The sequence below is a fragment of the Cronobacter dublinensis subsp. dublinensis LMG 23823 genome, from assembly GCF_001277235.1.
Lineage (GTDB): Bacteria > Pseudomonadota > Gammaproteobacteria > Enterobacterales > Enterobacteriaceae > Cronobacter > Cronobacter dublinensis.
This window is the reverse complement of the sequence record NZ_CP012266.1, coordinates 984025-1005325: the sequence shown is the minus strand read 5'-3', so window position 1 is coordinate 1005325 and position 21301 is coordinate 984025. Positions and strand designations below refer to the sequence as shown.

19 protein-coding genes are annotated in these 21301 nt (G+C 59.3%); 6 read left to right on the top strand and 13 right to left on the bottom strand.

Features of this window, described 5'->3' with window-relative positions:
- Window positions 1-1464, top strand: a complete 1464-nt coding sequence (locus tag AFK67_RS04615; protein WP_085958829.1) for a SulP family inorganic anion transporter — start codon at window positions 1-3, stop codon at window positions 1462-1464.
- Window positions 1465-1611: 147 nt separating this feature from the next.
- Window positions 1612-2700 carry an AI-2E family transporter gene (locus AFK67_RS04610; protein WP_038884111.1) on the top strand — a complete coding sequence of 363 codons (1089 nt, stop codon included), beginning with the start codon at window positions 1612-1614 and terminating at the stop codon, window positions 2698-2700.
- Between the two features lie 67 nt (window positions 2701-2767).
- On the opposite strand, the gene AFK67_RS04605 is transcribed toward AFK67_RS04610, so the two are convergent.
- Window positions 2768-3703 (bottom strand): LysR family transcriptional regulator, encoded by a 936-nt coding sequence (locus AFK67_RS04605; RefSeq protein WP_032967102.1) that lies wholly within the window; start codon window positions 3701-3703, stop codon window positions 2768-2770.
- 100 nt (window positions 3704-3803) lie between these two features.
- On the opposite strand from AFK67_RS04605, the gene AFK67_RS04600 reads away from it, so the two are divergent.
- Window positions 3804-4238 (top strand): DMT family transporter, encoded by a 435-nt coding sequence (locus AFK67_RS04600; RefSeq protein ID WP_007720510.1) that lies wholly within the window; start codon window positions 3804-3806, stop codon window positions 4236-4238.
- 9 nt (window positions 4239-4247) lie between these two features.
- Window positions 4248-4715, top strand: a complete 468-nt coding sequence (locus tag AFK67_RS04595) for a DMT family transporter (RefSeq protein ID WP_007720512.1) — start codon at window positions 4248-4250, stop codon at window positions 4713-4715.
- On the opposite strand, the gene AFK67_RS04590 is transcribed toward AFK67_RS04595, so the two are convergent.
- On the bottom strand, window positions 4693-5565 hold the full coding sequence (locus AFK67_RS04590) for a LysR family transcriptional regulator (RefSeq protein WP_032967120.1): 873 nt from the start codon (window positions 5563-5565) through the stop codon (window positions 4693-4695). The two genes, AFK67_RS04595 and AFK67_RS04590, sit on opposite strands and share 23 nt — an antisense overlap.
- A gap of 99 nt (window positions 5566-5664) precedes the next feature.
- On the opposite strand from AFK67_RS04590, the gene AFK67_RS04585 reads away from it, so the two are divergent.
- Both AFK67_RS04585 and AFK67_RS04580 read left to right on the top strand, forming a co-directional pair.
- The gene (locus tag AFK67_RS04585; protein WP_007720516.1) at window positions 5665-6171 is read left to right on the top strand and encodes a phenolic acid decarboxylase; all 507 of its coding nucleotides are present in this window, start codon (window positions 5665-5667) and stop codon (window positions 6169-6171) included.
- 172 nt (window positions 6172-6343) lie between these two features.
- Window positions 6344-8170: a glycoside hydrolase family 15 protein gene (locus AFK67_RS04580; protein WP_007720522.1), complete on the top strand. Its 1827-nt coding sequence runs from the start codon at window positions 6344-6346 to the stop codon at window positions 8168-8170.
- A gap of 37 nt (window positions 8171-8207) precedes the next feature.
- Here AFK67_RS04580 and AFK67_RS04575 read toward each other — a convergent pair whose 3' ends face one another.
- From AFK67_RS04575 to iolD, 11 genes are all read right to left on the bottom strand, one after another.
- Window positions 8208-8546 carry a putative T6SS immunity periplasmic lipoprotein gene (locus AFK67_RS04575; protein WP_235047924.1) on the bottom strand — a complete coding sequence of 113 codons (339 nt, stop codon included), beginning with the start codon at window positions 8544-8546 and terminating at the stop codon, window positions 8208-8210.
- Window positions 8515-9033 carry a hypothetical protein gene (locus AFK67_RS23350; protein WP_007720528.1) on the bottom strand — a complete coding sequence of 173 codons (519 nt, stop codon included), beginning with the start codon at window positions 9031-9033 and terminating at the stop codon, window positions 8515-8517. The genes AFK67_RS04575 and AFK67_RS23350 overlap by 32 nt, the downstream gene beginning before the upstream one ends.
- A gap of 202 nt (window positions 9034-9235) precedes the next feature.
- Window positions 9236-10039 carry a MetQ/NlpA family ABC transporter substrate-binding protein gene (locus AFK67_RS04565; protein WP_007720529.1) on the bottom strand — a complete coding sequence of 268 codons (804 nt, stop codon included), beginning with the start codon at window positions 10037-10039 and terminating at the stop codon, window positions 9236-9238.
- A gap of 21 nt (window positions 10040-10060) precedes the next feature.
- Window positions 10061-10729 (bottom strand): methionine ABC transporter permease, encoded by a 669-nt coding sequence (locus tag AFK67_RS04560; protein ID WP_007720530.1) that lies wholly within the window; start codon window positions 10727-10729, stop codon window positions 10061-10063.
- Window positions 10722-11744: a methionine ABC transporter ATP-binding protein gene (locus AFK67_RS04555; RefSeq protein WP_007720531.1), complete on the bottom strand. Its 1023-nt coding sequence runs from the start codon at window positions 11742-11744 to the stop codon at window positions 10722-10724. Before AFK67_RS04555 ends, AFK67_RS04560 begins: the two co-directional genes overlap by 8 nt.
- Before the next feature lie 275 nt (window positions 11745-12019).
- Window positions 12020-13999 carry a PhoX family protein gene (locus AFK67_RS04550; RefSeq protein WP_007720532.1) on the bottom strand — a complete coding sequence of 660 codons (1980 nt, stop codon included), beginning with the start codon at window positions 13997-13999 and terminating at the stop codon, window positions 12020-12022.
- Between the two features lie 144 nt (window positions 14000-14143).
- The gene (locus AFK67_RS04545; protein ID WP_032967104.1) at window positions 14144-15649 is read right to left on the bottom strand and encodes a sugar porter family MFS transporter; all 1506 of its coding nucleotides are present in this window, start codon (window positions 15647-15649) and stop codon (window positions 14144-14146) included.
- A 417-nt stretch (window positions 15650-16066) separates the two neighbouring features.
- A complete protein-coding gene (gene iolE, locus AFK67_RS04540; protein ID WP_007720536.1) occupies window positions 16067-16966 on the bottom strand; it encodes a myo-inosose-2 dehydratase in 900 nt (299 codons plus the stop codon).
- A 29-nt stretch (window positions 16967-16995) separates the two neighbouring features.
- Window positions 16996-17880 (bottom strand): sugar phosphate isomerase/epimerase family protein, encoded by an 885-nt coding sequence (locus AFK67_RS04535; protein WP_007720538.1) that lies wholly within the window; start codon window positions 17878-17880, stop codon window positions 16996-16998.
- A 36-nt stretch (window positions 17881-17916) separates the two neighbouring features.
- Window positions 17917-18930, bottom strand: coding sequence for a bifunctional inositol 2-dehydrogenase/D-chiro-inositol 1-dehydrogenase (locus tag AFK67_RS04530; protein WP_007720542.1), 1014 nt, complete (start codon window positions 18928-18930; stop codon window positions 17917-17919).
- A 56-nt stretch (window positions 18931-18986) separates the two neighbouring features.
- Entirely contained in the window at window positions 18987-20927 is a 1941-nt protein-coding gene (iolD, locus tag AFK67_RS04525; RefSeq protein WP_007720545.1) for a 3D-(3,5/4)-trihydroxycyclohexane-1,2-dione acylhydrolase (decyclizing), read from the bottom strand.
- Window positions 20928-21301: the final 374 nt, after the last annotated feature.

Sequence of the window (21301 nt, the reverse complement as noted above, 5' to 3'; positions counted from 1 at the left end):
ATGAATACGCTGCGCCAGGACAGCCTGGCGGGGGTGGTTGTCTTTCTCGTGGCGCTGCCGCTCTGCCTTGGCATCGCCCAGGCAAGCGGCCTGCCGCCGTTTGTCGGTCTGCTGACCGGCATTATCGGCGGCCTGGTGGTCACGGCATTAAGCCCATCGCGCTTTGCGGTCAGCGGCCCCGCCGCGGGCCTGGTGACGATTGTCGTCGCCTCGATTGAAAGCCTCGGCTCGTTTTCGGCGTTTCTGCTGGCGCTGGTGCTGGCGGGCGTGCTGCAAATCGCGCTCGGGCTTATCCGCGCCGGGCGGTTTATCGCGCTGGTGCCGGGCAGCGTCATTAAAGGGATGCTGGCGGCGATCGGCCTGCTGTTAATTATGCAGCAGATCCCGGTGGCGCTGGGCGCGGCGGATGAAAACAGCCTGCTTGCGGTGTTTCGCGAGGGCTTCACGTTCTCGCCGGTCTCCATCGCGGTCGCGGCAGCCGGGCTGCTGTTAATGGCGCTCTGGAGCTCCCCCGCCATCCGGCGCGTGAAAAGCCTCGCCTGGATCCCAGGCCCCCTGGTGGCGGTGCTGGCAGGCTGCGTCACGACGCTTGCCCTCAGCCACAGCGCGCCCGCGCTGCTTGAGCGCCTGCCGCTTATCACGCTCCCGGAGTTCGCAAACTTAGGCGCGCTGGTCTCCGAACTGGAAGCCCCCGCCTGGCAGGCGCTGACCAATCCGTCGGTGTATGTGGTGGCGGTGACGCTCGCGCTGGTGGCGAGCCTGGAAACGCTCTTAAGCCAGGAGGCGCTGAAAAAGCTGCGCCCGCAGAATCCGCCGCCGTCGCCCAACCGCGAAATGCTGGCGCAGGGCGCGGGCAATCTGCTGGCAGGTCTTGTGGGCGCGATGCCGATCACGGCGGTGATCGTGCGCAGCTCCGTGAACGTCAGCACCGGCGCGCAGACCAAACTGTCGATTTTCATTCACGGCGCGCTGCTGCTTATTTGCGTGCTGTGGTTTCGCGACGTCTTAATGACCATCCCGCTGGCGAGCCTCGCGGCGGTGCTGCTCTATACCGGCTACAAGCTCGCCACGCCGCGTCTTTTTGTCGGGCAGTTTCGCGCGGGCGCGCAGCAGTATGTGCCGTTCCTCGCGACCATCATCGGCATCATCGCCTTCGGGATGCTCGCAGGCATCGGCATCGGTCTTGTCGCCCAGATAGCGCTCAGCCTCTGGCACAGCCATCGTAACGCCATGCAGCTGGCGCGCTATGACGACCACTACGTGCTGCGCATTCACCAGAACCTGACGTTTATGCACAACCCGCGCCTGCAAGCGCTGCTGGATAAAATTCCGGAAAAGAGCGTGGTGATTGTCGAGCATGACAACGCCGACTATTTCGACCCGGATGTCAAAGCCGTGCTGAGCGACTTCGCGCAGAACGCGCCGCAGCGCGGTATTCGCCTCACCCAGTGGCCGGTTACCTGACCCCGCCGGGGGCCTTTTCACAGGCCCCCGCCGTTCCCCTTCGACAATCTCTGCGCCCTTCAGCTACGTTTATAAGACCCTCCGGGATGAAGTGGATGCCGCGACGCTGTAGTATCCGGCTGCTTTTAATGACAATAAGGACGCACCATGAACTCGAAAGAGATGTCCAGGGGCTTTTTTATCCTGATCCTGTTTATCGTTTCGATCCTCTTTTTCAATCTTGTAAAACCGTATCTTTCCGCCGTGCTGTGGGCGGTGATCCTGGCCGTCATCTTTTACCCGATAAAGCGCAGGCTCTGTCACATGATGAACGGGCGCAACAACATCGCCTCGCTCTTAACCGTGGTGCTTATCTGCCTGCTGGTCTTCGTGCCGCTGGCGGTGGTGGCCTCGTCGCTGGTGAGCGAATTCAACGCCGTTTACAGCGATGTGCAGGCCAATAACACCTCGCTACCGACGTTGCTGGCCGATGTGGTGCGCATCCTGCCGGACTGGGCGCAGCGGATGCTGGCGGAAAACCAGCTCGACAACGCGACCGCCATCCAGGAGAAGATCTCCGGCGTGGCGCTTAAGGGCAGCCAGTATGTAGCGGGCAGTCTTTTTCTCATCAGCCGCAACACGTTCAGCGTGGTGATAGGCTTCGGCATCATGCTCTACCTGCTGTTTTTCCTGCTGAAGGATGGCTCGCGGCTGGTGTCAGTGGTGCTGAGCGCGGTGCCGCTCTCCGATAAAGTGAAACAGCGGCTGTTTCGCCGCTTCGCCGCCGTGGCGCGCGCCACGGTGAAAGGCACGGTCGTGGTGGCCATCGTACAGGGCATTCTGGGCGGCGTGGCGTTTTACTTCGCGGGTATTGGCGCGAGCATCCTCTGGGGTTCGCTGATGGCATTTCTGTCGCTGGTGCCTGCGGTCGGCGCCGCGCTTATCTGGGTACCGGCGGTGATTTATCTCTTCACGACCGGCGCGATAATCAAAGCCGTGCTGCTGACCGCGTTTTTCGTGGTGGTCGTGGGCCTTGCCGATAATCTGCTGCGCCCGCTGCTGGTGGGGAAAGATATCCGTATGCCCGACTGGCTGATTTTACTCTCGACCCTCGGCGGGCTGGAAGTGTACGGCATTAACGGCTTCGTGGTGGGGCCGCTTATCGCCGCGCTCTTCGTCACCTGCTGGAATACGTTCTCCGCCGGTCCCGGACGCTCCTCCGTCGCGGTTGAGAAAAAAGACGATCTGCCTTCCTGACCAGGCGTTCACACCATCACCAAAAGAGAAAGGGCCGCGCCGCGCGGCCCTTTTTTTACAGGGACGGTCAGTCGCGCTGCCAGTAAACCGGCGTGCCGAACGCCTCGACAAAGTAGTCGATCGCCGCGCGCACGTTGAGCGGCGGATGCCGTGCGTTCGGGTAAATGGCCGCGATATGCTGCGCCTCCGTGTTGATTGCCGCCTCATACTCCGGCAACACTTTCGTCAACCTGCCCTGCTTAAGCCACTCCCCCATCAGCCAGTCCGGGAACAGGACAAGCCCCATGCCGTCGAGCGCCGCCGTCAGCAGCGAGCTGGCGTTATTCGAGACGAGCCGCGCGCTTATCGGGTAATGCACCCACGGCTCGCCGGGCCTGCGCGCCAGCCAGCGGTTGGGCCCTGACGAACCGCTGTAGACCAGACACTGATGCGCGCGGAAATCCTCCGGCGACGCGGGCGCGCCGTAGCGCGCCAGATAACGCGGCGCGGCGGCGAAATAATAGCGCTGTTCGCAAAACACGCGGGCGTGAAAGCTGGAATCGGTGAGCGTGCCGATGCGCACGATAAGATCGGTAGCGTCGCGATGCGGGTCGACATAATCGTCGGTCTGGGTCAGTTCCAGCTGCAGGCGCGGGTAGCGCTCCGCAAGGCCGGTCAGCCACGGCGCGATATGCCGCTGGCCGAAGAACACCGGCGCGTTGATGCGCAGCAGCCCGGAAGGTTCAAGCGCCCTGTCCTGCAACTCGCGCCTGGCCTCGCTGAACTGCTCGGCGATGCCGCGCGCGTACTGCGCAAACAGCCGCCCGGCTTCGGTAGGGATGACGGCGCGGGTGTTGCGGTAGAAAAGCTGCTGGCCGAGCGCCTCCTCAAGCTGGCGGATAACCCGCGAGATCATCGAGGCCGACACGCCCTCCCGGCGCGCCACGGCCGAGAAACTCTCCCCGTCAAAGACGCTGATAAACAGCTGTAGCGCCCGAATATTGACTGAACCGGTATCCATCATCTGTGCCAATCCTGCAAAGGTGTTTCGTGCATCGTAGCGTTTTTCAGCACAGCGCGCTGCACTACACTGCGCGGCCTTCGCGATTTTTTTAAGGATAACCATGCAGCTTTTATTGATAGCGCTCGTGATTGCGGGCGGGATGGGGCTTTCCGTTGAGGCGGGCCTGCTGGGGCCGCTCGGCGGCGAAGTCGGCGATTTCTGGGCGGCGTTCAGCATCTTCGGCGTCGGCGCGGCGCTCACTTTTCTGCTGATGCTGTTCTACAGCCCGCGCAATAGCCCGTCGTTTTTCGCCCAGCCCGGCTGGCAGCTGACCGGCGGCCTGCTCGGCGCGGGGTATGTCGTGATCCTCACCGTCGCGACGCCCGTTATCGGTATCGCCATGACGATGATAGGCATTCTTGCAGGCCAGGTTTTTAAGAGCCTGATTATCGACCACTTTGGGCTGTTCGGCGTCGAACGCCGACCGATGGACATACTGCGCCTGCTGGCGCTGCTGTTTATTCTCGCCGCCCTGGCGCTGGTCGCCCACAGTTAAGGAAGCGCAATGACAACCATCATGATTATTCTCGCCATTATTGGCGGCGCGCTGCTGAGCATTCAGGCGGCCATTAACGGCCAGCTCGGCGGTAAAGTGGGCGTGTTCCGCTGCGCCTTTCTGACGTTTTCAGTAGGCGCGCTGGTCTGCGCGCTGCTGATTTTCTTCTTCGAGCCGACGCACGCGACCTCGCTGCTGGACGTGCCGAAGTGGCAACTTACCGGCGCGTTGTGCGGCGTACCTTATATTGTGATTATGGTGCTGGCGGTACAGCGCATCGGCACGGCGGTCGCGACGGTGGCGGTGATTTTCGGCCAGCTCGCCATGAGTATGCTTATCGATAACTTTGGCTGGCTCGGCAACGCGGCCATCCCGTTTTCACTCAGCCGCCTCGGCGCGGTGGCGTGCCTTGCGGTCGCGCTGGCGCTGATTTACCTCAGCAACCGGCGGGCGGCTACGCCTCGCGCAGCTGACTAAACAGGGCAATCAGCGTACTGACGGCGGCGTCCGGCACCACCAGATCCTTTTTCACGATCAGATGCAGGGGCGTGGCGCGTCGCGCGCCGTGGGCAAGCGGCAGCGCGCGCAGCAGCCCCTGCGAGAGCGGGCCTGCGATGCGCGCCTCCGGCAGCCAGCCATAGCCCACCTGATGCAGCACCGCCTCGATGGCGGCGTCCACCGTTGAAAACACCCACTGCTCGGGCTCGCCGCCTGCGCGCGGCGACTCGCCGCCCGCCAGCCGGATGCGGGCGTAGCGCCCGAGCGCCTCTTCGCCAATCGGCCCCGGCATCTGCGCCAGCGGATGATCGCGGTGCGCCACCGCCACAAAATTCACGTTCATCAGCCATTCGCCGCGCCCGGTGCCGTCTTCGCGACGCGAGAGCACCAGCAGATCGGCGCTGGCGTGCGCGGCGAGCGTATCGCTCTGGCTCTCCAGCACTTCGGTCAGCTGTACCTGGGTGGACGGATGCTGGCGCTGGAACTCGCGCAGAATGGCGAACAGCGCCTCGCGCGGGAAGATATTATCAACCACCAGCTCAAGCCGCGTGCGGGTGCCGTCGCGAAGCGTGGCGGCGTGCGCCTCCACCCAGCTAAAGGCGCTGAGCAGCGGGCGCACCTGCGCCAGCAGCAGTTCGCCTGCGGGCGTCAGCACCGCGCGGCGGCCCCGGGTCTCCAGCAGCGCCACGCCGAGCCGCTCCTGCAGCAGCGCCAGGTTATAGCTCACCGACGACTGGCTGCGGTGCGTGCTGTCCGCCGCCCGCGCGAAACTGCCTTCTTCCACCACTTTGTCCAGCAGGGCCCACTGTTCCAGCGTTGTTTTATGCATAACCCATCGAATTTTTGAATCAATTTTATGCAAAATTAGCGTTATTCATTAAAAAAATAAAGGTCTATGCTTATTTCAACAACATAAAGGAGGCCAATCATGAGCAACTTCGACAAACATGACTTAAGCGGTTTTGTGGGTAAACATCTGGTCTATACCTACGACAACGGCTGGAACTACGAGCTGTACATTAAAAATGAAAACACCATCGACTACCGCATCCACAGCGGCATCGTCGGCAACCGCTGGGTGAAAGATCAGCGCGTGTATATCGTTCGCGTCGGCGAAAACATCTATAAAGTGTCCTGGACCGAGCCGACCGGCACCGATGTCAGCCTTATCGCCAACCTCGGCGACCGTCTGTTCCACGGCACCATTTTCTTCCCGCGCTGGGTAATGAACGATCCGAAGAAAACCGTCTGCTTCCAGAATGACCATATCGCACAGATGGAAGCCTACCGCGAAGCCGGCCCGGCGTACCCGACCGAAGTGATCGACGAGTTCGCCACCATTACCTTCGTGCGCGACTGCGGCGCCAATGACGACAGCGTCATCGCCTGCCCGGCGAGCGAACTGCCCGCGGATTTCCCGAACAATCTGCGCTAATCCTCTCCTCGCGCAGCCACGGCTCGCCTTATGGCGGGCCTTTTTTTGCCTTTCTCCCGTCATCTGCCGCCAGACTGTGACCGCGCTCTCATAGTCTACGCTTAAAGCATTACCGTTTCGCCGCCCTGCGGCGGTTGCGCAAGCGTTGACCAGAGAAAGGATTATCCCGCCTGTGAAAAATAAGACCTACCGCTCCCCCGCGCGTCAGCAAGGCTACGCGGGTCTCGGTGATTACGCCGTCATCGGCGAAGGCCGTTCGGTGGCGCTCATCGCCCCGGATGGCGCTATCGACTGGTGGTGTGTGCCGAACCTCGATTCGCCGCCGCTCTTTGACCGTATTCTCGACGCGCCCGAAGGCGGCTATTTCGCGCTGACGCCGGAAGAAGAATGGGAGATGTCGCGCAGCTATCGTGAAAACAGCAATGTGCTGGAGACGCGCTATAAAACCGCCTCCGGCGAAGTGCTGATTACCGAATCGATTAACAGCACCTTTGCCGGACGCCTGCCGTGGAGCGAAATGGCAAGGCGTGTCGAGGGCATTAAAGGACACGTGCGCCTGAAGGTGCAGTTTAAGCCCGGCACGCGCGCCCGCACCTGTTCGCCGTGGCTGGATCACGTCCAGGAGAAAACGATTTTCCATCTTGATGACCTGATGATTGCCCTGCGGCTCTCTGAGGATGTGGAGACCACGCGCTGTGACGACGAAGGAATGGAAGGCTCGTTAATCACCGCGCCCGGCTCGCACTCGCTGGTGGCACTGGTCGCGACGGAAAAAGAGCCGCTGGCCATGCCGCCGCTTGAAAAAATCGATCAGCGTATTGAAACCAGCCATCTTGCCTGGCGTGACTGGGCAGAAAACCTCTGCTGGAATGGCCCGTTTGGGCATCATGTGAAACGCTCGGCGCTGGCGCTGAAATTCCTCTGGTACGCACCGACCGGTGCGCTCGCAGCATCGGCCACAACCTCACTGCCGGAAGGGCTCGGCAAAGAAAAAAATTATGACTATCGCTACGCCTGGGTACGCGACGCCTGCCTGATTATCAAATCGTTCGTCTACATGGGGGCGATTGAAGATTGTAAGGCAGCGTTTTCGTGGCTTACGTCGACGATCATCCGCCACGACGGCAGGCTGCGGGCCTGCTACACGCTGGAAGGCGGCCTGGTGCCGGAGGAGCGTTACCCGCAGCTGGAAGGTTACCAGGGCACGGAGCCGGTGCGGGTCGGCAATAATGCTCGCGATCAGTTTCAGCCCAGCATGTATGGCGATTTGCTGGCGACCGCGCGGCTGTTCGTTGAAGTGGGGCATGTGCTCGATCTCGCCACCTCGCGTCTGCTTGGGCATCTGGCGAACCGCTGCGCCGATCGCTGGCGGCTGCCCGATTCCGGCATCTGGGAGTTGCCCGAGGAGCGCCAGTATACGCACTCGAAAATGGCCTGCTGGCTGGCGCTCGATCAGGCAGTAGCGCTCGCCGAAATAGGACATATCGAACCGACCTGGAAGGGCCGCTGGGCGCGCGAGCGTGACCGCATCAGCGAGTGGATAGAAACGCACTGCTGGAGCGAAAGCCGTCAGGCGTACACCTTCTATGCGGGCAGTGAGACGCTCGACGCCGCCATCAGCCTCACCCACTATTACGGCAGTAAAATTAACCGCAAGCGAATGCTCTCAACCCTTGAGGCGATTTATCAGGAGCTTGGCCACAACAGTCCGATGCTCTATCGCTACTCGGGCGTCGAGGTGGAAGAGAGCACGTTTGTGGCCTGCGCCTTCTGGCGCGTCGAGGCGCTGGCAGAGCTTAAAAAGCGCGATCAGGCGCAAAAAGATATGAAAGAAATCCTGGATACCCTGTGCCAGAGCGGCAATGTGCAAATTTTCAACGAGATGTACGACACTCGCACCGGCGGCTGGCGCGGCAATATGCCGCTCGGGCTAAGCCATCTTTCGCTGATTTGCGCCGCCAACGCGCTGTCCGAGGAGAATCCGGGGCACAGGATTTGAGAAAGCAGGCGGCTTGCCGCCTGCTGGCGCGCTGGTTTTATGGGGCGGTAAACTCCGCCGCATATTTCCGTAATGCCCACGATGTCGTCCTGAGCGTTATCCAGACTTCGTAGCGCTCGCCGCGCCTGTAAGCGATATTCGGCAGGCAGGTTTTCCAGGCAGGGAGCATTTTATGGGTTTCAGTAAACAGGCCATTGCCATCTGAAAACGCGTAATAAGTGATGACGTCATGCTTTGCCGCGTCGGGGATCGAGATACAAATAGGGTTGCTCTGTATCGTCACACTGGCCGCCTCAGAAAATACCGGCCGATCGGCGCCTGACCACACGCAGCCCGCCAAAAGGCTACTCATCGAAACGGTCAATAACGGTTTCATATAAGCTCAGCAATCGGGCGACATCATTAAACGAGAAAGGGTTGAGGCATTTCTTGAGTTGGGCCCACTGCCTGATGGTGTGATATTTAAGAACCCAGTAATCCGCGACGATGCACGCCTGCTGTTCCATCGCGTATGTCTTCAGAGGACGGTTTTTCTCGAGCGTATAAAAATAGCTTACCGCCCAGGAGAACAGGCCCCGTAATTTGACCTGATAGCCATGTTGAAATTGCCAGACATGCATCATTTCATGCATGAATAAGTGCTGTAAACGCAGCGGGCTGCTGGCGAAATTGTCACAGTACTCTGTGGGTAAAAACCAGATATCGCCATCAGGGGATACTGCGGTATGCGCGGTCTGAAATCCGAACGGAAACCAGGGCGCGTTGTGAATATAAGTCTTTTGATAATTCAGCGAGTTTTTATAAAGCAGTTTCGCTGCGCTGATTTCGCCTGGGGTTAAATGGCGGGCGCTCTCCATTTCCATGTACTGCCTCCGTTATGACGCATTGCTATGATTTTGTGGTCAAAATCATAGCATTCAGCCGACACCGACACGGGCTGAGCCCTGTCCAGATATACACATACCGGGCATACGAACGCCCAGGCGAAGATTATGACGCGGTTCGGCGCTCAAAATAAAACGGGGCTGCACGCTGGCAGCCCCGTAAAGATATCGCTATCGCTAATCAGTTATTTACCGGAATGACCGCACCTTTATATTTGGTGCGGATCCAGTCCTGAATCTGTTTAGAGTGCAGCACGTTCACCAGCGCCACGATATCTTTTTTCTTCTCGTCGCCTTTATGCACGGTAATGATGTTGGCGTACGGGTTGTTTTCACCGCTCTCGACGGCAATCGGATCTTTCACCGGGTCGAGGCCTGCGTCGATGGCGTAGTTGGCGTTAATCACCACCGCGTCGCCTTCGTCGTTGTTATACATCTGCGGCAGCAGAGAGCCTTCCACGTTCGGCAGGAACTTCAGCTTTTTCGGGTTATCCACGATGTCACTGATGCGCGCGTCAACTTTACTCACGCCCGGTTTCAGCTTGATAACGCCTTCGCGCTCGAAGATTGAGAGGATACGGCCTTCTTCCGCCACGGCGTCACGCATGATGACTTTGCCGCCTTCCGGCAGGTCTTTAAGCGATTTGTATTTTTTCGAGTAGATGCCGATAGGCTCGATGTGGATCGCGCCCGCGCTGACAAAATCATAGGTTTTATCGTCGGCGTGGTCTTTGAGCACGCTGTTCAGATACGGGATGTGCTGGAAGTAGTTCGCGTCGATGTCGCGACTCGCCAGCGCCGTGTTCGGCAGGATGTAATCCTGGAACGGGCGGATTTCCAGATCGATCCCCTGCTTCGCCAGGATAGGCTTCGCCTGCTCCAGAATTTCCGCGTGCGGCACGTTGGACGCGCCTACGGTCAGGGTGTCGGCCCACGCGGAAACGCTCAGGGTGGCGGCGGCAATCAGCGTCAGTACTCTTTTCATGATGTGTGTTCTCTGTTGTTGTTAGCGTTTATCTAAATAAGAGGTTAAGGCGTCACCGATGAACTGAATGATGAAGACAATCACCAGTATAGCGACCGTCGCCACCAGCGTGACGTCGTTGTGGTTACGCTGGAATCCTTCCAGATAAGCAAGGTTCCCTAACCCGCCAGCGCCGATCACCCCGGCCATCGCGCTGTAGCTGACCAGCGCAATCAGAGTCACGGTAATGCCCGACACCAGCGCGGGGGACGATTCCGGCAGCAGAACCCGGAAAATCAACGTGCTCATGCGCGCGCCCATCGAACGGGTGGCTTCAATCACCCCTTTGTCGACTTCGCGCAGGCCAATCTCCACCAGACGCGCATAGAACGGCGCGGCCCCGACAATCAGCGCCGGCAGCGCGGCGTTAGCGCCGAGAATGGTGCCGATAATCGTTTTGGTAAACGGGATCAGCAACACAATCAAAATGATGAACGGGATGGAACGGAACACGTTCACCACGATGGAGATAACGCCGTAGACCAGACGGTTTTCAAACAGCCCGCCGCGCGCCGTCAAAAACAGTGCCAGGCCGAGCACAATACCGAGCACAAAGGTGGCGACGCCGGAGAGCGCGGTCATGTAGAGCGTCTCCTGGGTGGCGGCCAGCAGCTGGTCGAGCTTCAGATGAGGAAAAAGTGACTCAAGCATGTTTGATAACCTCGCAGTGGATCTCATGCAGGCGTAAATCGGCGAGGATATTCTCCAGCTGTTCCGGCGTCGCCACCACGTGCAGCCAGAGCTGGCCAAACACGCCGTGGGCGGTCTGGGTCATTTTGCCGTGCAGAATATTAAAAGGCAGGCCGTAGCGCAGCGTCAGTTCGCCCACCACCGGCTTGTGCGTGCTGTGCCCGACGAACGTCAGTTTGATAACGGCGCCGTTAAGCTCGCCTGCAAGCGCCGGGTCGAACGCTTCATCACCATCTTCCTGGCTAATCTGGCGCACGAACTGGCGGGTGATCGGCTGCTGCGGATGCGTAAAGACCTGCAACACGTCGCCCTCTTCCACCACGCGCCCCTCCTCCATGACCGCCACGCGATCGCAGATTTTACGCACCACGTGCATCTCATGGGTGATGAGTACAATGGTGAGACCGAAGCGGCGGTTAATATCCTGGAGCAGATCGAGGATCTGATCGGTGGTTTGCGGGTCGAGCGCCGAAGTGGCTTCGTCGCACAGCAGGACATCCGGGCGGTTCGCCAGCGCGCGGGCGATGCCGACGCGCTGCTTCTGCCCGCCGGAAAGGCGTGAAGGATAGGCGTTTTCGCGCCCCTTCAGGCCGACAAGGTCGATAAGCTCCGCCACGCGGGTTTTAATTTCCGCTTTCGGCACGCCGGCGATTTGCATCGAAAAGGCGATGTTCTCGCTGACGGTGCGCGACCAGAGCAGGTTGAAGTGCTGGAACACCATGCTGATTTTCAGGCGCGCCTGGCGCAGCGATTCGCCGCGCGCGGCCGAAATCTCTTTACCCGCGATAGTCACGGTGCCGGAGGTCGGTTTTTCGAGACCGTTTAACAGGCGAATCAGGGTGCTTTTCCCCGCGCCGCTGTAGCCGATGATGCCGTAGATCTGTCCACGCTCAACGTTCAGGTTGACGTCATCTACCGCCGTAATGGTGTCCTTACCCTGATGAAACAGCTTTGAGATGTTCCTTAAAACTATCATAAGGTTTTACTTTCCTTCAGCGGCGCACTGCCGCAAAACACAGGGTGCGCCACGCGCAGACGTTCCGACTTTAGGTCTTATCCTGGAGGAATATACCGAAAGGCCTGAGGGTGAACATGAATAAAAGAGAATGTTATATAACAGATGATTCTAAACCGCACCAGCGTATGAAGCGTGACCAGCGCCTGCGCGGCTCGCGGTCGAGACGGGCTGGTTTTGCCCCATAAAAAAACGCAGGCTGACTGCGCCTGCGTTGTTCTCTGAACGGTTTATTGTCAGGTGCCTATCATGCCGCCGTCGGCCTTGACGATAACCACGGTCGAGGAGCGCGGACGGCCCGCGTTCGCGCCGTCAGGCCAGCTTGAAACCGCCGTCGGATGTTGCGGGTCGCTCAGTCCTTCGCCCGGCTCGCCCGGATGCTGGATATTGATAAACAGCGTGCGGTTATCCGGCGTGAACGCAATGCCGGTGATTTCGCAGCCGCGCGGCCCGGTCAGGAAGCGGCGGAACTCGTTGGTGCCGGGGATCGTCGCCACCATCTGGTTGTTGCCCATGCCGTCATAATCTTTGCGGTTGATGGTCGAGGACGACACGTCGGTCTGGATCCAGAGCACGCCACGATGATCGAAGCTCAGGCCGTCGGCGCTGCCGAATTCCGCGCCCTTCATGCTGCCTTTGGCTTCCGGTTTGTCGGTATCGGTGCGACCGCCCATCACCAGAATATCCCAGGCGAACTGCTGCGCGGTCGGGTCGCCGTTCTGCTCCAGCCAGTGCATGATATGGCCGTAGACGTTTTTGGCGCGCGGGTTGGCGGCATCCACCGGCGCTTTGCCTTCCTTGCCGCGATCGCTGTTGTTGGTGAGCGTGCAGTAGACGCTGCCGGTATGGTACGGGTCGACGGCAATCCATTCCGGGCGGTCCATTTTGGTGGCGCCTACGGCGTCTGCCGCGAGACGGGTTTTCACCAGCAGATCGCCCTGGTTCTCAAAACCTTTGCTGGCGTCGAGCCCGTTCTGGCCGAAGACCAGCGGCAGCCACTCGCCTTTGCCGTCGTCGTTAAATTTCGCCACATACAGCGTGCCGTTCTCCAGCAGGTGCATGTTAGCTTTGCGATCGTTCGGGTTGTATTTACCTTCGGAGACGAATTTATAGATGTATTCGAATTTCTGGTCATCGCCCATATAGACCACAACGCGATTATCCGGCGCGAGCGTCACGGCGGCGCCTTCATGCTTGATGCGGCCAAGCGCGGTGTGCTTGCGCGGTACGGAATGCGGATCGTAAGGGTCGATTTCCACTACCCAGCCGAAACGGTTCGGTTCGTTCGGCGTGGCGTCGACGCTGAATCGCTTGTCGACTTCGTTCCAGCGGTAGGAGTCGTCGCTGTCGCTGATGCCGTAGCGCTTCTCCAGCGGGTTCATTTCCGCTTTCTTGACGAAAATATCGGACCAGTTCTCTTCGCACGTCAGGTAGGTGCCCCACGGCGTAAAGCCGTTGGCGCAGTTCTGCATGGTGCCGAGAATGGTCTCGCCTTTCGGGTCGGCGGCGGTCTGCATCAGTTTATTGTGCAGCGCCGGGCCGGTAATTTTCATCGGCGTGTTGACCGTGATGCGGCGCGCGAAGGAGGAAGGGCGCACCACTTCCCAGCCTTGCTGGCCTTTTTTCACTTCGATAACCGACACGCCCATCGCGTTCTGGCCTTTCAGCGCTTTATCCGCGTTCCAGTTGGCTTCGCCATCTTTAAACAGCAGGCCGTTATCGATGTATTCGTGGTTCAGGGCGAGCAGGCCATGATCGGCGCTGTGTCCGCCCTGCGGCAGGCTAAACCACGCCATGCCGTCGTGGTGCATCCCGGCCTGCGCCGCCTGCTCTTGCGCGGTGTTGCTGCCGTCGGTTTTGAAAACCGGCAGGTTGCCCGCAAGCCCGGTGGCGTCGCCCCACTTATAGAAAGGCTTCGCGATGTAGCCTTCCGGCACGATAACCGTATCTTCCGTGGAAACCGGCAGACTGGTGAAGCCGAGCGCCGTGGCTTTGCCGAGGTTGCCGCTGGCGTGCGCGACCGCTTTCGCCAGCGCGTTTTCCGGCTTCAGCAGAAACGGAAACGCTGCCGCAGCGCCAGCAACCGCGCCGGCCTGCAACAGGCGACGGCGCGACAGATAGACTTCCGCTACCTGCGAGAACGCGCGGTTATCGCTCTGGTTGCTGATCTCTTCACTATGCTCACGTTTGAATAAGGTTTTTAACGGTCTGCCCATCGCGGTTTCCTTTCGGGATGTCGTTTTTGAGGGGAATAGTTTTTATGCACGTGAGGCTACGGAATATTTGTTACAGAATTATAACAATCAGCGGTAAAAAAAAAGGGAAGCCAGACGGCTTCCCTGTGTGGATCCACGCGCCTGTTACGATCGCGCTTTATCCATCTGCGCCCGATACGCCCGGCGTTCGCGGGCGCGGCGCTGGCCTTCAGGGCTGTTATCCAGCCAGTCGTGCAGGTAGTGCTCAATTTGTTCCAGGCTGCGGTTGCGGGTTTCCGGCACGCATTTGATAACAAATGTCGCCCCCAGGATGCCGATTGCCGCGAAGATAAAGAAGGTGCCGGAGAGCCCGACCCAGGCGAGCAGGATCGGGAAGAAAAGCGAGATCAGGAAGTTGGCTATCCACATCGCGAACACCGCGCCGCCCATAAAGATACCGCGCAGGCGGGTAGGGAAAATCTCCGAGAGCAACAGCCAGGTGACCGGCGAGAGCGCGCCCTGCTGGAAACACAGGAACATCAGCATTCCCGCCAGCACCATATAGCCGCGCAGCGCATCCGGCTGGCCGTTGACGGTTTCCGGCAGCAGATAACTGATAGCGCCGATAAACACCAGACAGGCGGTACAGCCGAACTGACCAATCATGGTCATGGTACGCCGCCCGATTTTACCGAGCATCCAGATGCCGACAAACGTCATCAGTACTGAGACCACGCCGTTGGCGACGGTCGCCACCAGCGCGCCGTTATCGGACATTCCGACCGCCGTCAGCACCGTCGGCGCGTAATACATAATGGTGTTCACGCCGGTTAACTGCTGAATAACGGCGATGCCGATACCAATCAGGAACAGTTTAAACAGCCACGGGGTGAGCAGTTCGCGCAGACGCGGTTTGCCCTGCGCGCGCTGGGCTTCGAGCGTCTCTTCAATCTCCATCATTTCCCAGTCTACGTCCTCGGGGCGACGGGTGCGATCCAGCACGCGACGCGCTTCGGCAAGACGCCCTTTCATGGCGTACCAGCGCGGCGTATCAGGCATAAACATCATGCCAAACCACAGCAGCACGGCGGGCAGCGTCGCAACCGCCAGCATCCAGCGCCAGGTGGACTCGCCGCCCCACAGCTCGTGGAACGACGCGTTAGAGATATACGCCAGCAATTGCCCGGAGACGATCATCAGCTCCTGCAACGTGACCAGCTGGCCACGCTTGTTAGCGGGCGCTATCTCCGCGATATAGACCGGTACCGTTGCCGCGGCACCGCCCACCGCCACGCCGAGCACCAGGCGAAAGAAAATCATCCACGACACGTCCGGCGCCATCGCCGTGCCAACGGCACCGATAGCAAAAATGACTGCCAGATAAATGATGATTTTCTTTCGTCCCGCAGCGTTCGCCATATGGCCCGCCAGCAGCGCGCCAAAGGCGGCGCCAAACAGCAGCGAGCTGGTGATAAGGCCTGTTGTAAGCGGGGTAAGGTGCAGTTCGCTGCCCATAAACAGCAACGCGCCGGAGATAACGCCGGTGTCGTAACCAAAAAGCAGACCGCCGAGCGTGGCGATAAGCGCAATCACTTTGACAAACGGCGACGTCGGCGCATCGCTGTTAGGCCCTGATGCTCTGTTAAGGGTGAGATATTGTTCTTTAGTCATAAAAGACTCCAGTAACCTGCCGTTCAGGGAAAACGAGGCGGCCAGTTGCCAGGGGCCGGGCTCGGTTGATGATATATTCACCACAACTAATTTAGATCGAATATTTCATTTATATAAACAATGAAACTTTAATTTTGAGTTACTGGTCATGTTTTGTTATTGATTTGTGATAATCAGCACGTAGCTGAACAAGGATCGCCAGAGTCCCAACAGACACACAGAGATAGAAACATCACAATAGACTGATATAAATGAATAAATAAGATGAGGAAGGCAAAGACCAGCGGTAACGTAACGCGGGGCGTGCCGACACCGCCATGCAGACAGCGCCAGCCATAATGAAACGTTGTTTTCATAATAAAGCAGATTGGATGGCTGTGCCCGCCAGGTTGCACGTGACGGGCCAGCACGTCATGGTCAGATCCCGGCGGTCTCCCGGATATAACGCCGCGCTTTTACCGCGTATTCAAAGGGATTCGCGAGTGCCGGGTCCTGCTCGGCCTCCACCACCATCCAGCCCCGATAGCCATGCTTATCCAGCAGCTGGAAGACCGGGCGGAAATCAATAGCCCCGTCGCCTGGCACGGTGAAGGTGCCCTTCCTGACGCCCGCCAGGAACGACAGCCCGTCGCGCTTAACCTCGTCTATCACGGCCGGGCGCACGTCTTTGAGATGCACGTGATTGATGCGCGGCAGGTGTTTTTCCAGAATCGCGAGCATGGCCGCTTCGCTGCCTTCGGAATACCAGGCGTGTCCGGTGTCATAGAGCAGATACACCGACGCATCCACCCGGGACATAAACGTGTCTATCTCCTGCGCGGTCTGGATGCCGGTGCCCATATGGTGATGCAGACAGACCTGCATGCCCTTTTCGGCGGCGAGCTGTCCAAGCGTATTGTAGCCCTCCGTCACGCGCGCCCACTCCTCCTCGCTGAAACAGGGTTTATCCGCCCCCATCACCGGCAGCGTGGTGCACTGAATGCTGCCGCTCTGCTCGGAGCAGCCAATCACTTTCGCGCCCATCGCATGCAGGAAATTCATGTGATTGACGAACTCGTCGAGGGTTTTCTCCCGCTCGCCCGCCGCAAAAAAGGTGCTAAACCAGGCGTTGCAGATTTCCATACCGCGGATAGCCAGCATCGGTTTCAGAATGGCCGGATCGCGCGGGTATTTGCTGCCGACTTCGCTGCCGGTAAAACCCGCCAGCGCCATTTCGCTGACCGTCTGCTGGAAGGTGTTTTCGCTGCCCAGCTCCGGCATATCGTCGTTTGTCCAGCCGATCGGGGCGATGGCCAGCTTCACGTGTTGCTTATTCATAATGCGCCTCTCTGGCAAACCGCTGCGGCTTAACGGCCCAGCAGTTCGCGCTCAATCAGTTCACGGGTTTCCACCGCCTGGTATTTCATTTTCTCCGGGTAGCCGAAGAGCGACGCGGCGACAATCGGCTCGCCGCCGACCTTAAAAGTCTGGCGGGCGAACCCCATATCGCGCAGCGTGCTGAACAGCGCCTGAAAATCGACGTCGCCCTCCCCTACGCCGACATGCTGATGAACCGCGGCGTCGACGCCCGGCGGGTTGACGATATAGCGACAGTGGCGGGTGTGGTTCATGGTGTCGGCGATCAGCACATGCGACAGGTCATCCCCGGCGTAGCGCAGCATCTTTTCCACCTCGCCTTTGCCTTTGTCATAAAAGAAGGTGTGCGGCACGCTGTAGACATATTTCACGTTATCGCTGCGAAACGATTTCACAATATCGACGGTCTCGTTGTTCTCTTCGCAGAAATCCCACGGGTGCGCCTGGATCTCCACGCGCAACCCCTCGCGCTCGAAAATCGGCAGCAGTTCCTCCATTGAGCGATAGAACATCTCCTCGCAGATCTCCGGCTGGTTTGGGTCGCCGGAAAGCTCGGTGTTGATCACCTGCACATCCATCTCGATAGCGATTTCGATAAGGCGCTTCCAGTTTTTCACCGCCGCCTGACGCCGCAGCTCGTCCGGGCCCGACCAGCGGTAGACGCAAATAAAGGAAGAAAGCGCAACGCCGGTGTCGCGCAGCGCCTTTTTATACTCGGCAATCACCTCGCGGCCCGCTTTCGGGTGCTTATAAAACGGGTTGATTTGCGGGTGCGGCGACTGCTCAATGTATTGATACCCCCACTCCGCGACCTGCCGGACCATATTCGTAATCCCGAGGTCTTTAATGACGTCGACGTCAAATGCGATTTTCATGGTTAACCCCTGTCAGTTCAGTAGCCGGCTGCGACATTAGCGCAGGTAAAACGCCGGGCGCTCCGGCAGGCTGATGCTCTCCTGCGCGCCGCTCTCCTGCGCCTTCAGACACGCATCCGCCGCAACAGACGCCGCATAGCCGTCCCAGGCGGACGGGCCGCGCAGTTCGCCCGCTTTTACGTCATTGATAAACGCCTGCAGCTCCACGTCATACGCTTTAATGAAGCGGTCTTTCCAGTCGGTCAGGATCGTGGTGGCAAGCTTCGCCGCTTTACGCATCTGCACCGACGACGGCTCCGGCAGACGGGCAATGCCGGTCTCGCCGACCACTTCGCACTGGATGTCGTAGCCGTAGCGGCAGTTAACGAAAATCTCGACGTCGATAAGCGTTCCTTTGCGGGTCTCCAGCATGACGATTTGCGGATCTTTGAGCTGCGCGTGGGTGTGCGACGTGGCGCGCGGGAAACGCACCTGCACCGAGGTGTAGTCGTCGTTCAGCAGCCAGCGCAATACGTCGAGCTCATGGATAAGCGTGCTGGTGATGGCCATATCGGTGGTGTAGTTCTCGCCCACTTCCGGGTTGCGGTGCGCGCAGTGCAGCATCAGCGGCGCGCCAATGTCGCCGCTATCGATAACGCCTTTGAGCGCCTGGTAGCCTTCGTCGTAAGGGCGCATAAAGCCGACCTGCACCAGGCGGCGGCCCGCTTTCATCTCTGCATCGACAATGCGGCGACAACCTTCAGCGGTCATGGCGAGCGGCTTTTCGCAGAACACCGGTTTGCCTGCTTCGATAGCACCAAGCGTAAACGCTTCGTGCGTCGGGTCCCATGAGGTGACAATCAGCGCGTCCACATCCTGCGCCTTAATCACATCCTGCCCGTCGGCATACACTTCCGCTTGCAGGCCAAGCGTGGTCACCGCGGCGCGCGCGTTGTCCAGGTTGATGTCCGATACGGCAACGACGGTTGCGCCTTGCAGCACCTGAGTGCAGCGACGGATATGTTCTTTACCAATGGCGCCTGCGCCAATTACGCCTAATCTGAGCGACATAAGGGTTATCTCCGGAATAATCAGGGTTAAGGTAAGTTGTCTTGTTAAGTGAACAATCAGTAATCCCGCGCCTGCGCGCGTTTTTCGTTAATCTGTTGCGCCACCCGTTGAATACGTTCGCTCAGCGCCTGCTGCGCCACGCCGACGTTCCACCAGCTGCCATATTTGTGCACCATCGTTTTGGGCAACACTTTGATATCAATAAGGGTGCTGACCGTCTCGCGCTGGGCCGCTTCCAGCGCCGCTTTCAGTTCATCAAGCGTAGTGACGCGCCAGGTTTTGCAGCCGTAGCCCGCCGCGATGGCGGCGAAGTTCACCGGCACCAGCCCGCCGTTTAACTGGCCGCTTTCGGCGGAGCGGAAGCGGAATTCGGTACCGAAACTGTCCATGCCGTGTTCCATTTGCAGATTGTTGATACAGCCGTTGGTCATGTTGTCGAACAGCAGCACGTTGATTTTCGCGCCTTCCTGTAAGGAGGTGATGAGCTCTGAATGCAGCATCATGAACGCGCCGTCGCCGACCATCGCGTAGACCTCGCGCTGCGGCTCGGCGAGCTTCACGCCGAGCGCCGCGTTCACTTCATACCCCATGCAGGAATAGCCGTACTCGACGTGATAAGCATTGGGCGCGCGGGTGCGCCAGACACGTTGCAGATCGCCCGGCAGGCTGCCCGCCGCCGCGACGATCACCGCCTCTTCGGGTAATGCCTCATTAAGCAGGCCGAGCACGCTGCTCTGGGTCAGCGTCGAGTCGGTCAGTTGACGAAACTCCCGATAGACCGATTTGCGGTCGAGATGGTCGTCTATTTCCGGGACAAAGCCGTTTTCCTGAAAGGTGGCCTGATAAACGCGGTGCGTCTCTTTCATCTGGCGGCTCTGTACGGCGGCAATCTGCTCGCCCCAGCCCGCCTGCCACGCGGTATCGCCAAGCGCCGCGTCAAGCGCCGTCAGCGCCTCGCGGGCGTCGGCCAGCAGCGGAATACCGTCAAGTTTCCAGGCGTCGAAATTGCTGACGTTGATGTTGAGAAACCGCACGCCCGGATGCTGGAAAATCCATTTCGAGGCGGTGGTGAAATCGGTAAAACGGGTCCCGACGCCGATCACCAGATCCGCCTCTTTGGCAAGCAGGTTCGCTGCAAGACAGCCGGTTTCCCCGACGCCGCCGACGTTATACGGGTGCGACGAGAGGAGCGTGCCTTTTCCTGCCTGGGTCTCGGCGAACGGAATGCGATAACGCTCAGCGAACTGCGCCAGCGCCTCGCCCGCCCCGGAATACTTCACCCCACCGCCGCAGACAATCAGCGGTTTGCGGCTCGCCAGAATCGCATTCACCGCGTCGTTTAGCTGCGCGGCGCTTGCCGGACGACGGTCGAGACGATGCACGCGGCGGACGAAAAATTCCGGCGGATAATCCCAGGCTTCGCCCTGGACATCCTGCGGCAGCGCCAGCGTCACCGCGCCGGTTTCCGCCGGATCGGTCAGGACGCGCATGGCGTTAATGCAGGCGCTCATCAGCTGTTCCGGGCGCGTAATGCGATCCCAGTATTTACTGACGGCGCGAAAGGCGTCGTTGGTGCTGATGCTAAGATCGTAGCTCTGCTCTATCTGCTGCAATACCGGATCCGGCTGGCGGGTGGCAAAGACATCGCCCGGCAGCAGCAAGAGCGGAATACGGTTGGCAGTGGCCGTCGCGGCGGCGGTTATCATGTTGGCGGCACCGGGGCCGACCGACGAGGTGCAGGCGAGGATCTGGCGGCGCAGCGACTGTCTGGCGAAACCGGTGGCCGCATGGGCCATCCCCTGTTCGTTGCGGCCCTGATAGAGGCGCAGTTCGCCGCGCTCCTGCTCCAGCGCCTGGCCAAGCCCCAGCACATTGCCATGGCCGAAAATGGCGAAAATGCCTTTGACGAATTTGACGGTCTCGCCATCCACCTCCAGATACTGGTTATCAAGAAACTTCACCAGCGCCTGCGCCATTGTCAGTCTCTGCTTGCCCATGTTCGCCTTCCTTTTTAAGCCAATGTCATGCAGGCTCGCTCTGGTATCTGTGTAAAAGCGGACTGCCTGCCGGAATCTGTCTGGATTATAGGCAAACATATTTTTCATAAAACCAAAATACAGATGAAATGTTTCATTTTGCGAGAACGATCAAACTCTATTTCGCTGGCGGGCTTTTTCTGTGGCAGGGATCGCGAAATGCGGTAACCTGCAACGCCGCGCGGCACAGGATAACCACTCAGAGTCTATGCGTTTGCGGCGGTCAGACAGGCGCTGCCACGAAGCAAAGTCGATGACTGCTCGCTGCGCGCTGACGACACGCAGAGTGGAATAGCGTTCACATTTTTGGTTTTTTAGTTTCAAACTAATTTGTA